The 13,373-nt window shown below is 35.3% G+C and carries 13 protein-coding genes; 10 read left to right on the top strand and 3 right to left on the bottom strand.

Annotated elements, in window-relative coordinates; translation table 11 throughout:
* The first annotated feature begins 63 nt into the window (after positions 1-63).
* Entirely contained in the window at positions 64-807 is a 744-nt protein-coding gene (locus C1H58_RS05595; protein ID WP_165545591.1) for a glycerophosphodiester phosphodiesterase, read from the top strand.
* A gap of 102 nt (positions 808-909) precedes the next feature.
* Here C1H58_RS05595 and C1H58_RS05590 read toward each other — a convergent pair whose 3' ends face one another.
* The 3 genes from C1H58_RS05590 to C1H58_RS05580 all read right to left on the bottom strand — a co-directional run bounded on the left by C1H58_RS05590 (position 910) and on the right by C1H58_RS05580 (position 3,518).
* Entirely contained in the window at positions 910-1,866 is a 957-nt protein-coding gene (locus C1H58_RS05590) for an ornithine cyclodeaminase family protein (protein ID WP_165545590.1), read from the bottom strand.
* 361 nt (positions 1,867-2,227) lie between these two features.
* On the bottom strand, positions 2,228-2,830 hold the full coding sequence (gene rpsD / locus C1H58_RS05585) for a 30S ribosomal protein S4 (RefSeq protein ID WP_050330675.1): 603 nt from the start codon (positions 2,828-2,830) through the stop codon (positions 2,228-2,230).
* Positions 2,831-3,062: 232 nt separating this feature from the next.
* Positions 3,063-3,518, bottom strand: coding sequence for a GAF domain-containing protein (locus C1H58_RS05580; protein WP_165545589.1), 456 nt, complete (start codon positions 3,516-3,518; stop codon positions 3,063-3,065).
* Between the two features lie 182 nt (positions 3,519-3,700).
* Here C1H58_RS05580 and ezrA point away from each other — a divergent pair, with 182 nt between their 5' ends.
* The 9 genes from ezrA (at position 3,701) to C1H58_RS05535 (ending at position 13,353) form a co-directional block, all read left to right on the top strand.
* Positions 3,701-5,401: a septation ring formation regulator EzrA gene (ezrA, locus tag C1H58_RS05575; RefSeq protein WP_050331953.1), complete on the top strand. Its 1,701-nt coding sequence runs from the start codon at positions 3,701-3,703 to the stop codon at positions 5,399-5,401.
* Between the two features lie 181 nt (positions 5,402-5,582).
* On the top strand, positions 5,583-6,716 hold the full coding sequence (locus C1H58_RS05570) for a cysteine desulfurase family protein (protein ID WP_050345509.1): 1,134 nt from the start codon (positions 5,583-5,585) through the stop codon (positions 6,714-6,716).
* A complete protein-coding gene (thiI, locus tag C1H58_RS05565; RefSeq protein ID WP_165545588.1) occupies positions 6,713-7,933 on the top strand; it encodes a tRNA uracil 4-sulfurtransferase ThiI in 1,221 nt (406 codons plus the stop codon). The genes C1H58_RS05570 and thiI overlap by 4 nt, the downstream gene beginning before the upstream one ends.
* Positions 7,934-7,952: 19 nt before the next feature.
* Complete coding sequence (locus C1H58_RS05560; RefSeq protein ID WP_165545587.1) at positions 7,953-8,729, top strand: TSUP family transporter; 777 nt, start codon at positions 7,953-7,955, stop codon at positions 8,727-8,729.
* 152 nt (positions 8,730-8,881) lie between these two features.
* On the top strand, positions 8,882-9,871 hold the full coding sequence (gene sppA / locus C1H58_RS05555; protein WP_050345512.1) for a signal peptide peptidase SppA: 990 nt from the start codon (positions 8,882-8,884) through the stop codon (positions 9,869-9,871).
* 8 nt (positions 9,872-9,879) lie between these two features.
* Positions 9,880-10,464, top strand: a complete 585-nt coding sequence (locus tag C1H58_RS05550; RefSeq protein ID WP_103356062.1) for an RDD family protein — start codon at positions 9,880-9,882, stop codon at positions 10,462-10,464.
* A 61-nt stretch (positions 10,465-10,525) separates the two neighbouring features.
* Entirely contained in the window at positions 10,526-11,020 is a 495-nt protein-coding gene (gene tpx / locus C1H58_RS05545) for a thiol peroxidase (RefSeq protein WP_016425334.1), read from the top strand.
* A gap of 107 nt (positions 11,021-11,127) precedes the next feature.
* Entirely contained in the window at positions 11,128-12,075 is a 948-nt protein-coding gene (locus tag C1H58_RS05540) for a class I SAM-dependent methyltransferase (RefSeq protein WP_165545586.1), read from the top strand.
* A 78-nt stretch (positions 12,076-12,153) separates the two neighbouring features.
* A complete protein-coding gene (locus tag C1H58_RS05535; protein WP_050330683.1) occupies positions 12,154-13,353 on the top strand; it encodes an acetate kinase in 1,200 nt (399 codons plus the stop codon).
* The last annotated feature ends 20 nt before the right edge of the window (positions 13,354-13,373 follow it).

Genomic DNA, 13,373 nt, shown 5'->3' with positions numbered 1-13,373 from the left:
TATAAAAATATGTTAAGTTAAGTGTAGTAGAATATAGATAGAATTGAAAGGAAGACTCATTGTATGAAATTGATTCAACCACCCAAACATTTTCAAATCGTAGCGCACAGAGGTTTTTCAAAAATGTACCCTGAAAATACGAAATCAGCATATCAAGCGGCACTTGGTAGACATATTCAAATGTTAGAAATTGATTTGCATATGACAAAAGACGATGTGCTTGTCTCTATTCATGATGATACGATTGATCGTACATCGAATCATACGGGTGAAATTAAATCCTATACTTTAGATGCATTACGAGAATTTGACTTTGGAAGTTGGAAAGAGGGGAGTAAGAAAGAAGAAATCATGACGTTTGATGAAGTCTTGACACTTGCTAAAAATTTTTCTAAAACGTTGTTGATTGAAATTAAAAAGCCTCATCTGTACCCAGGTATTGAAGAAGCAACCATACAAACCATTAAAAATCATAATTTTCCTTTTAATCGTATTATCATACAGTCTTTCGACCAGAAAAGTATTCAAAAATTGCATGACTTAGCGCCTTACATTCAATTAGGCGTGTTATTAAGTAAGCGGAAGTATTGGTTAAAACAACCATCATTTCAAGAGCTTGCTCAATTTGCAGATTTTGCGAATCCTAACTTCAAACTGGTAAATAAAAAATTTATTTCAAAAGCACATCAACATCACTTAAAGGTTATACCCTACACTGTTAATCGTATGGAAGATGCAAAAAGACTGATACAGCTTGGAGTTGATGGGATGATTTCTGATGCGCCTAATGAGTTATTTAAAGTATGAGTATGCTTATAGATAAATAGTAACAGGAGAGTGACAGAGGTCGAGTTGACTTTTGTTGCTCTCCTGTACTTTTAATCATGGATAAAATGAAAATGTCGGTAGTTATTGATTTTTTGTTAGACGTTCATATGCGCCTAAAGCAACCGCAAGGTCAAAGTACGCGGCACCGACACATTTAAAAACAGTGATACTCTCATCATTTGAGCGTTGCAATGTACCATTAAGTGACAATGATTTTAGATCGCCATCATAATCTTCAAATTTAAAAATACCTTTTTCATTTGCTTCGATGATTTCACCTGCTTCTTTTTTAACGCCTTCGACATCATCAAAGATGACTTTATCTGCTTTAGGTAAGATGCGATTATCAATTTCTTTCATATCTGGACGATAGGAGCCAATTCCGTTAATATGTGTTCCTGGTTTAACAGTATCCGCATCAAAAACAGGCTCAGCTGAAGAGGTTTGACAATTGATAATATCTGATTGTGTTACTAACGTTTCCACGTCATCAACGATTTCAACTTCATAATCTGAATACGTTTTCAAAATGCGCGCTTTTAAATCTTCTGCTTTATCTTTGGTTTGATTATAAAGCAAAATACGTTGAATGGGTCTTACCTCAAGATTTGCAATTAATTGTTCAAACGCCATGCCACCTGTACCAATCATGCCAATCGTCTGTGCATTTTCTCGGCTTAAATATTTCGTAGCAATACCGCTTAACGCTCCAGTTCTTAAACGTGTTAAATAACTTCCATCGATACTCGCTACATGTTCACCCGTTTTTAAATCCGTTACAATGATTGTCCCTTGCGTCGTTGGACGATGATGGTCTGGATTTTCGGGGGTGATAGAAGTGATTTTGATAATACCTAGTTGCTTGTTCAAGTGGATACAAGGCATATAAAGCATTGATTTGGCACCTTCACCAGTAGAAATTACAATTCTTTGTGCTTGGCGAACGCCCTCCATATCTTTAAATAACGCTTCAATATCTTGAATCGCATCTCCAATATGATAAGCATTTTTAACTGCTTCCTCATTAAAAACTTGCATAAATCGTACCTCCTCAGTTTATGTTTCTATCTCAAAGTATAAATTAAAGAAGGAACGATGTGAAATAATAAAAGAGCATCAATTGACGAGGACGTGTATGAGTAAACAACAAATTTATCTCTCTTTTATGAAAATTTGAATTGCCCAAGATTGTGGAACAGAAGAGGGGAATAAACCATACTTTTAAAATGAGGTGCCACTTAAAGAAGTATTGATGAAGAGATGTTTGAGGGGGCAGGATGAGCTGAAGTTTATAGGCTAGGGCTTGCACCTTGGGAAGTGGAGTCATAATTGTCGTCTCAAGCTCTGAATAAAAAAACACCAAGTATGGATTCATACTTGGTGTGATATAAGCTAACGATTAACGTGAGTAGTACTCAACGATTAATTGTTCGTTGATTTCTGCAGGTAATTCACTACGCTCTGGAAGACGAACGAAAGTACCTTTTAAGCTATCAGCATCGAAGTCTAAGTAATCAGGAACGAAATTGTTAATTTCAACTGATTCTTCGATGATAGCGAGTTTTTGTGATTTTTCACGTACTGAAATCACTTGACCAGGTTTTAAAGTATATGATGGAATATCTACACGTTTACCATCTACTTCAACATGACCGTGACCAACTAATTGACGTGCTTGACGACGTGTACGTGCTAAACCTAAAGCATATACAACTGCATCTAAACGGCTAGCAAGTAAGATCATGAAGTTTTCACCATGGATACCGCCTTGTTTACCAGCAGTTTCAAAAGTGTTACGGAATTGACGTTCAGTCATTCCATATAAATAACGTAATTTTTGTTTTTCACGTAATTGTAATCCATACTCAGATAATTTTTTACGTTGAGTTGGACCGTGTTGTCCTGGTGCGTAAGGACGTTTTTCTAATTCTTTACCAGTACCTGATAATGAGATACCTAAACGACGAGATTTTTTCCAGCTAGAACCTCTGAATCGAGCCATAATGTGACTCCTCCTTTTTCTTTTTTGTTGTTATGAAAAAACAAAAAAGAGTGTTGAATGCTCAATAGGATATAATGTTTTATGTGTCCTCGCCTCATAGCTCCGGTTACACGGCACGTCCGCTTCGGGAACATTATAGTGCCTATTAATATTCAACTGCTATTTTCGTTAATTCACACAAAATTCATTGTACCATTTTGATACGAAATGTCAAACATAAAATTTAATCAATTTACAAGTGTGATTCTAAGACGCGGACGATGTTTTCGAGTCCTGTTTCATCATCTGCACTAAAACGATTTCGAATAGGGGCATCAATATCTAAAACGCCGACAACCTCACCATTTTTATGCAATGGAATAACAATTTCTGACTGGCTATTGGCATCACATGCAATGTGTCCTGGAAAAGCATGGACATCTTCAACGCGTTGTGTTTTATCTTCTTGTACAGCTGTGCCACAAACCCCTTGTCCCACTTTTATATGGACGCATGCCGTTTTCCCTTGAAATGGTCCGAGAATCAGTGCGCCTTCTTTCATTAAATAAAAACCAATCCAATTGATTTGGTCTAAATTTTCATTGAGCAATGCCGAAGTATTACTTAAGTTTGCAATTAAATCCGTTTCTCCTTCTAGAAGCGCATCCAATTGTCTAGATAACAATTGATAATCAGTAGACTGTGTCATTTTTTTCACTCGCTTTCAATCAAATTTTATCAATATTATAGCTATCTCAATGCGAGTGCGCAATTTTCTAATACGAATAAAATAAAAATTTGGAAAATGTCTATATATTTTGAGATTTTATTTTAATGCGTCATGAAATTACGTTATAATGGTTTTATGTATTTAGGAGGAGACGAGTGGACATGGCACTATATATTATACTAGCGATTATCATCATTATTTTGATTGCAATCGGAATCTTATTTTATATGCGTTCAAATAAAAGGTCGATTATTCAGTCTGCTGAAGAGCGACGCGAAAAATTGAACGCATTGTCTTACGATGAAAGTTTAGAAAAATTACAGACATTACATTTATCTGGGGAGACTAAAACACAGTTTGATGCTTTAAATCAAAATTGGACAGAAAGTTCGACTGAATTTTTAGTTCCTGTAGATGAAAAGATTCATGAAGCGGAAGTTAATCTTGATAAATTCAAATTTTCATTGGCTCAAACTGATATCGATGATGCCCATGCATTAATGGATCAATATGAAGCGAGACATCAGGAGTTGATTGGAAAAGCAGACAAAGTTTTTCAAACTCATCAAGAAAGCGATACTATTTATGAGAAAGCGAAAGATGAGCATCGCAAATTAAAAAGAGATGTTTTAGCCAATCGTCATCAATATGGTGAAGCAGCAGGGCTTTTGGAAAAAGAAATTGAAGCTTTTGAACCTGAATTTGAAGTTTATGAATCGCTTAAAGAAGAAGGCAATTATCAAGAAGCCCATTCACATATTAAAGCATTAGATCAAGATATTTCTTATTTAAAAGAAGATATGGCTGAAATTCCTGATTTAATCAGAGAAGCACAAAAAGAGTTGCCAGGACAATTTCAAGATCTTAAATATGGTGTACGTGATTTAAAAGTAGAAGGTTATGACTTAGATCATGTGAAGGTGGACAGCACACTCCAAAGTTTGAAAACTGAGCTGAGCTTTGTCGAACCTATGATAAGCCGACTAGAACTTGATGAAGCCAATGATAAACTCGTTGAAATCAACGACCAGCTTGATGAAATGTATGATTTAATCGAGCATGAAGTTAAATCAAAAAATGCAGTCGAAGAATCAAAAGAACGTATTACAAGCGATTTATTTCATGCTAAAGATATGAACTATACATTACAGACTGAAATAGAATATGTGCGCGAAAACTATTACATAAATGAGAGCGATGTTCAAAGTGTTCGCCAGTTTGAAAATGAAATTCAAAATCTAATTTCAGTTTATGATGAGATTTTATCAGAAATGGCTAAATCGGCAGTGAGATATAGCGAAGTACAAGATAACTTGAAATATATCGAAGACCACGTTGAAGTTATTAATGAAAAACAAGAAAAGTTACAAAATCACTTAGTTTCATTACGTGAAGATGAAGCGGAAGCAGAGGAACATATTTTACGTGTCCAAGGTAAAAAGGAAGAAATCTATCGACGACTACTTGCTTCTAACCTCACAAGTGTTCCAGAACGCTTTATCATTTTGAAAAATGAAATTGATTACGAAGTGAGAGATGTTAACAAACGCTTTAGTGAGCGCCCAATTAATGTTCAACAGTTAAAAGACAAAGTGAATAAAGTCGTTCTTCAAATGAATAAATTTGAAGATGAGGCGAATGATGTATTAATCAATGCTGTCTATGCTGAACGTTTAATTCAATATGGCAACCGCTACCGAAAAGATAATCACGATTTAGATAAAAGTCTTAACGAAGCAGAAAGGCTCTTTAAAAATAATCGTTATAAACGTTCAAGTGAGATTTCAGAACAAGCTCTTGAATTGTTAGAGCCAGGTATCGCGCAACATATTGAAAGAGAAGTTTTAGAGCAACAACCATAAAATGCAATTAAACAACAGGATTTAAAACCGAGTGAACGATTTAAAATAGCGTCACTCGGTTTTTTGTGTGCAGGACTTGACCTTAATCAATAAATTTTAGAAAATAGCGATTGTATTTTACATGTAACGGTTGAGTTGTAGTACAATGAAACATGATATTTAAAGAGAGGGAGTTTATAACATGTTATATTTTGATAACGCAGCAACGACGAAACCCGATGCTTCTGTGTTGTCGAGCTTTGTTAAGGTCAATGAACAATTTTACTTTAATCCCAATAGTCCTCATGATAAAGGTTTAGAGGCCGGTCGTTTATTAGAAAATGCGAGAGAACAAATTAAAGCGTCTTTACAGTTAAAAGATGAGGCACTCATTTTTACAAGTGGTGCGACTGAATCTAATAATATGGCACTCAAAGGCGCAGCTTACCAAAAAAGAGCGTTTGGCAATACGATTATTACTTCAGTGCTTGAACATCCTTCTGTTTTAGAAGTGATGCGCGAACTTGAAAAAGAAGGGTTTAATTTAAAGTATGTCAAAGTGACTGAGGAAGGTAAAATCAATATTGAACATTTGAAATCTTTACTTTCCAGTGACGTCATTTTGGTAACATGTATGCAAGTCAATAACATCATGGGCCAAGTGCAACCTATTAAAGAAATGATAGAAGTTTTAACAGATTACCCAAAAGTTCATTTTCACGTCGATGCTGTTCAAGCGGTAGGAAAATATCCTATTCAAATGGAAGGGATTGATAGCCTCTCTATTAGTGGTCACAAGTTTAATGGACTTAAAGGACAAGGGCTACTTGTATTAAAGAATGTTCATCACATTCATCCAACAATACAAGGTGGTGGACAAGAATTTGGTTTGAGAAGCGGTACTGTCAATGTAGCGAATAATGTTGCTTTAGCTAAGGCTATTCGATTAGCTATTGAAAAACAACAAGACACAATGCAAGGACTTGAAAGCGTGAATCAATCATTAAAAGATTGGTTAAAAGATTATGAGGGTGTCTATATTAATTCACCTCATGATGCATCTCCTCATATATTGAATTTAGCTTTTCCAGGTGTACGTGGAGAAGTACTCGTGAACGCATTTTCTAAACATGGTGTCATGATTTCAACGACAAGTGCTTGCTCTTCTAAACATTCAAATATCAACGAAGTATTACAAGCGATGAATATTTCTGTTGATCGCATTTTAGGAAGTATTCGTCTGTCATTTGATCAATATACACGTGATGAAGACATTGAGCAATTTAAATATATTTTTGATTTGGTATATCGGGAAGTTAAGGAGTTGTTAAAATGATTTATGATCATATTTTAGTTAGATATGGTGAGCTAACATTAAAAGGAGGAAACCGAAAAACATTTGTAAGTCAATTACGTTCAAATGTGAAACGTGCACTCATGCCGTTACAAGGGTATGATGTTACAGCGAATCGTGACCGGATGTATATACAATTAGAGCCGAATGCAGATATTGAAGAGATGATGTCAAGAATATCTAAAGTGTTCGGTGTACATTCAATCAGCCCTGTTTTAAAAATCGAAAAATCAATGGATGCGGTTTATCAGCATGCGAAGCTTTTTGCAGAAAGTTATCAAGAAGGCGACACATTCAAAATTGATGTTAAACGCTCTGATAAAACGTTTGAACATGAAACGTTTGCAATTCAACGCATGGTCGGCGGTGAAGTACTCAAAAGTACACCGCAATTAAAAGTGGATGTAAAAAACCCGAAACATGAAATTAAAATAGAAGTCAGGAAAGATGCTATCTATATGTATGATCGCATTATCCCCGCTATTGGAGGACTTCCTGTAGGCACAGGTGGCAAAACCTTACTGATGTTATCGGGAGGGATTGATTCTCCAGTTGCAGGTATGGAAGTGATGCGTCGCGGTGTCACAATTGAAGCTATCCATTTCCATAGTCCGCCTTTTACAAGTGAAAAAGCGAAAGAAAAAGTAATTGAATTGACAAGAATTATGGCTGAAAGGGTAGGTACCATTAAATTGCATATCGTGCCATTTACAGAGGTACAAAAACAAATTCATAAAGTCGTCAATGAACGCTATACGATGACTTCTACACGCAGAATGATGTTAAGAATTGCAGATAAAGTTGTTCATAACATTGGTGCAGATGCGATAGTCAATGGTGAAAATTTAGGTCAAGTGGCGAGCCAAACACTCAAAAGTATGTATGCCATTAACGCGGTAACAAGCACACCGATATTGAGACCTTTGCTCACTTTAGACAAAGAAGAAATTATTAAAAAAGCGAAAGTGATTGGTACTTTTGAAACTTCAATTCAACCTTACGAAGATTGTTGTACGATTTTCACGCCTAAAAATCCAATTACAGAGCCACAATTTGATAAGGTGGTTCAATACGAATCAGGATTTGATTTTGAAGATATGATTAACAAAGCTGTTGAAAACATTGAGACAATCGTTGTCGATAAAAATTACAATGCATATCAAGCAGAACAAGAAGCATGGGATGGCGATTTGTTCTAGTAACTAGGGGGGCTTGACGATGATATTCGAAGTGGATGGGACACTGATATTAATTGTGATTTTATTAGGGTTTTTGGCTGCATTTATTGATGCGGTCGTCGGTGGCGGGGGCTTGATTTCAATCCCCGCCTTGTTAGCAATTGGTATGCCACCAGCTATGGCCCTTGGAACGAACAAGCTGGCGAGCGCATTTGGTTCTTTGACCAGTGCGATTCGCTTTATTCGATCTGGAAAAGTAGATTTAAACATTGTACTTAAATTATTTCCTCTTTCATTTATTGCCGCCATTATTGGCGCATACCTCGCTGTATTTTTACCAGCAAATTTACTTAAACCTTTAGTTATTTTCATTTTAACGATTGTTTTATTGTACACACTATTAAAAAAAGATTGGGGCAGTATTCGTACATACGAAAAGCTAACGCTCTTCAAAATTCTGCTACTGATTGGTTTCATTACAATCATTGGTTTTTATGACGGATTTTTAGGAGGCGGAACAGGGTCCTTCTTATTGTTTGTATTTTTATTATTTGGTTTTGATTTCTTAAGTGCAGCAGGCAATGCTAAAGTGTTAAATTTTGCATCCAATTTAGGTGCATTATTGCTCTTTATATTTTTTGACCATGTAGATTATGTTTATGGTTTGATTATGGCGATAAGTATGATTGCGGGTTCATATTGTGGTGCGTGTTTTGCAATTAAAAAAGGTGTAGGCTATGTCAAAGTCTTATTTATTGTTATTACACTCGTCTTAATCTTAAAAAATACATTTGATTACTTTCAGAGTTTTTTATAAAAGAGAACACGTTCATGAATAAAGTGAAAATTGTGAAGAGAAAGTAAAGGTCTTACAAATATTTAGCATTGCAAATAAACATTTTGAGAAATATCGCGAAAAAATTTTATATTTGTTATGATGAACGTAACCTAAAGGAAAGGACGTCAAAAATGTCGAAAAGAATTGTTGCAATTATTTTAGCGAGTGTCATCATTATAGGAGGAATTCTTACCAGTGCATTGACCTCAATTGTTTCCTCTTTTTTTAATGGAGAGGTAAATATTAATGCTGAAGCACCAAGTACAGTTGTACAAGAAGGCGACAAGTCAAATCAAATTGCAGAGATTACAGTCAATGGTGCAATACAAGATACAGGTGCCCCCGGCTTATTTGGTGGTGGCAGTGAGTATAATCATCAAGTGGCGTTAAATCAACTTGAAACAATTAAAAATGATGATTCAATAAAAGGTGTATTGTTAAACGTTAACAGCCCAGGTGGCGGTACATACGAAAGTGATGAGTTTTATCATAAATTGAAAGCAGTTAAAGATGCTGGTAAAAAGATTTACGTACAAATGGAAACTTTAGCGGCTTCTGGTGGTTATTATATTTCGGCACCAGCAGATAAAATTTATGCAGGGCCTCAAACATTGACAGGATCTATTGGTGTGATTTCTGAGTCAAAAGATTATTCTAAATTATTGGATGACTTAGGTATTAAGACCAATACGATTAAATCAGGTGCGCATAAAGATATTTTAAGTGGTTCACGTAAAATGACGGAAGAAGAGAGACAAATTCTTCAGTCAATTAATAAAGACAGTTTTGATCAATTTGTTGATGTTGTTAAAAAAGGGCGTCACATGTCAGAATCAAAAGTGAGAAAGCTTGCTGATGGTCGAATTTATAGTGCTCAACAAGCAAAAGCAAATGGTCTAATTGATCAAATTGCATATAAAGATCAAGCGTTAAAAGATTTAGAGAAAGCCATTAAAGTGGATGACCCGCAAATCATTACTTTTAATCAAGAATCAAGTGATTTAACAAGTTTCCTAGGTATGAAATCATTTGTAAATGGTTTACGCTCAGATGTTCAAAATATCAAACAAATCTTGAACAATGAAGCCCAAACGAGACCGATGTATAAATATGAAGGGTAGGTCGTATGATGGACAGATCAATACAGCAAAACTATAATCCTTCGCAACCAAACTATCATGATATGAATGGTCGGCAGTTTCAACACGCCAATCAACGTGCTAAAAAAACGATAGAACAATATCAATACGAATTAAACGCCTTCTTTTATGCAGGGTTTTGGAGACGTTTCATCAGTTATTTGATAGATTTAGGAATATTATGGGGGATAACACAAATCGTCCTTAATCCACTCTATGCCCTGACGGGTATTGATGAATGGAAATTATGGATTGATTATTTTAGTATAGGCCATATTTTGGATGCATTAATATACTTTGGTTACTTCATATTAATGACCTATTTCTTTCAACAAACAGTAGGAAAAATGATTATGGGGTTAAAAGTATATACGGTCGATATTCATAAACCTAATTGGACGGACATTCTATTTAGAGAATGGATTGGCAGACTAATATCAAATGTCTTGTTTGGTTTACCTTATTTTGCGGTGATATTCACACCGAAGCATATTGGTATACATGATTATTTTGCGAATACGGTAGTTGTAAAGAATAAATATCTTCAGTACATTAAAGAAAATGAAGGTGTCTGACGTGATAACATCATAGTAAGACGATATAATAAAAGAGTAATCTTTTAAGGAGGCACAATAAATGACACAAATTACATTTAAACAAAATCCTATTCAATTATTAGGTAAAGAGGTTAACGTTGGCGATCAGGCACCAGATTTTACTGTCGTTGATAACAGTTTACAAGGTGTGTCTCTCTCTCAATATGATGGGAAGAAAAAAATGATTAATGTCGTACCTTCTCTTGACACAGGTGTTTGTGATCAACAAACGCGTAAATTTAACGAAGAAGCAAGTACAGAAGACGGTTATGTTTTAACAATTTCTGTTGACCTGCCGTTTGCACAACAAAGATGGTGTGCATCGACGGGTTTAGATAATGTGATTACATTAAGTGATTACCAAAACCATTCATTTGGTGAAAATTATGGTTTAATCATGGAAGGCTTACAGTTACTAGCTCGCTCTGTGTTTGTTTTAGATGAAAATAATAAAGTCGTTTATAAAGAAATTGTACCTGAAGGCACAGATTTTCCGAATTTCGAAGCGGCACTTGAAGCTTATCGAAACGTTTAAACTGGCATTATTAGGCTAATCATAGTCATTATTGGGGGAGATGAAGAAGTCCCAATTGTATGGATAGACTTCTGATTCGTCCCCTGTTTTTGTGAAAGGATGATTTGATGACAGAATCAAAATCGATAATGGAAAAATTGTTCCAGCAAATCGATGAATTGACGCAACAATTAAATGAAGAAAATGGTCAAAGCTTTATTGAAAATTTAGGTTTAGCGATGGAACGCATTTATACATCACAACGCGAATTGCTAGAACAAGCGACATTACAAGATAGAAGAAAAGCTTTTCAATTTGCATATTTAAATCAATTGCAAAAAGAAGAAGTTCAAGCGAATCATCAGATTACGCCTGATTCTATTGGATTGATTTTAGGTTTCTTAGTTTCTCAATTTCAACAAGAGCAGTCCGAGTTACACATTGCTGATTTAGGTAGCGGTGCAGGTCATCTAAGTGCCACAATTCATGAGGTGATGACGGATTACACATTGATGCATCATCTTGTTGAAGTAGACCCCGTGCTTTCAAGAGTCAGTGTGCACCTGGCTAACTTCCTAGAAATTCCTTTTGATGTATATCCACAAGATGCAATCATGCCTTTACCTTTTGAAGATGCAGATGTTGTTGTAGGAGATTTGCCTATTGGTTATTATCCGAATGATAGTCGAAGTGCACAGTTACAGTTAGGCTTTGAAGAGGGACACAGTTTCTCACATTATCTATTTATTGAGCAAGCGGTTCACGCGGTTAAGCCATCAGGTTACGTTTTCTTAGTTGTGCCAAGCCTAATTTTTGAAGGCGAGCATGTGAAACAGTTAGAAAATTTCATTGCAACAGAAACAGAAATGCAAGCATTTCTTAATTTACCAAAGAATTTATTCAAAAATGAGCGTGCGCAAAAATCAATCTTAATTTTACAACGTAAGGAACAACACGTCACAACGGCTGTAGAAGTTTTACTCGCAAATATTCCAGATTTTAAAAATCCACAAAATTTTCAACAATTTTTATCTGAATTAACGGCCTGGTTGTCACAAAATCACCCTAAAAATTAAGCTGTTGCACTCTTGAAATCAAACTGTATTAATGGTTAAATAGATTTAAATAAATTAAAAATATTGGAGGCCGTTTACATGTCAAAGTTAATTTTGGCGATTAACGCTGGTAGCTCATCATTGAAATTTCAATTAATTGAAATGCCAGAAGAAAAACTTATCACAAAAGGTTTAATCGAGCGTATTGGTTTAAAAGATTCAATTTTTACCATTGAATTCAAAGGCGAAAAATTTAAAGAGGTAGAAGATATTAAAGACCATGAACAAGCTGTTAACATTATGTTAGAAAGCTTACAAAAACATGGTATCATCAATGATATTAACGACATTGACGGTACAGGTCATCGTGTGGTTCATGGTGGAGAAGTTTTCCCTCAATCAGCGCTTGTTAATGACCAAGTTATAAGTGATATTGAAAGCTTAACAGATTTGGCACCACTTCATAATCCAGCGAATTTAATGGGTATTTTAGCTTTTAGAAAGCTTTTACCTAATATTCCGCATGTGGCTGTGTTCGATACATCTTTCCATCAATCAATGCCTGAATCTGCGTACCTTTATAGTTTACCTTATGATTACTATAAAAAATATGGTATCCGTAAATATGGCTTCCACGGTACAAGTCACAAATATGTATCACAACGTGCAGCAGAAATTTTAAATAAACCTGTTGAAGAATTGCGCATCATTTCATGTCACATTGGTAACGGTGCTTCAATTGCTGCGATTGATGGTGGAAAATCAATCGATACATCAATGGGATTCACGCCATTAGCAGGTGTGACAATGGGAACACGTTCAGGTAATATCGACCCAGCGCTTATTCCATTCATCATGGAAAAAACAGGTAAAACTGCAGATGAAGTATTAAATATTTTAAATAAAGAGTCTGGTTTATTAGGTATTACAGGCACTTCTTCTGATTTACGTGATATTGAAGGTGATGCAAAAGAAGGCAACGAACGTGCAGAACTTGCATTAGAAGTATTCGCTTCACGTATCCATAAATACATGGGATCATATGCGACACGTATGCATGGTGTTGATGTAATTATCTTCACTGCTGGTGTGGGTGAAAACTCTGATACAGTACGTGCGCGTGTATTAGAAGGATTAGAATTTATGGGCGTTTATTGGGATCCTCGTAAAAACGAAGGATTACGTGGTAAAGAAGCTGAATTAAACTACCCACATTCACCGGTTAAAGTGTTAGTGATTCCAACGAATGAAGAAGTAATGATTGCACGAGATGTAATGACATTCGGTGAGTTAGATTAATTTGTTGTAAAAATTATTTT

Origin of the sequence: Staphylococcus sp. 191, from assembly GCF_011174885.1 — a bacterium.
GTDB classification, from domain to species: domain Bacteria; phylum Bacillota; class Bacilli; order Staphylococcales; family Staphylococcaceae; genus Staphylococcus; species Staphylococcus coagulans.
The sequence above is the reverse complement of the archived record's forward strand: the minus strand, read 5'-3'. Positions and strand labels throughout refer to the sequence as shown.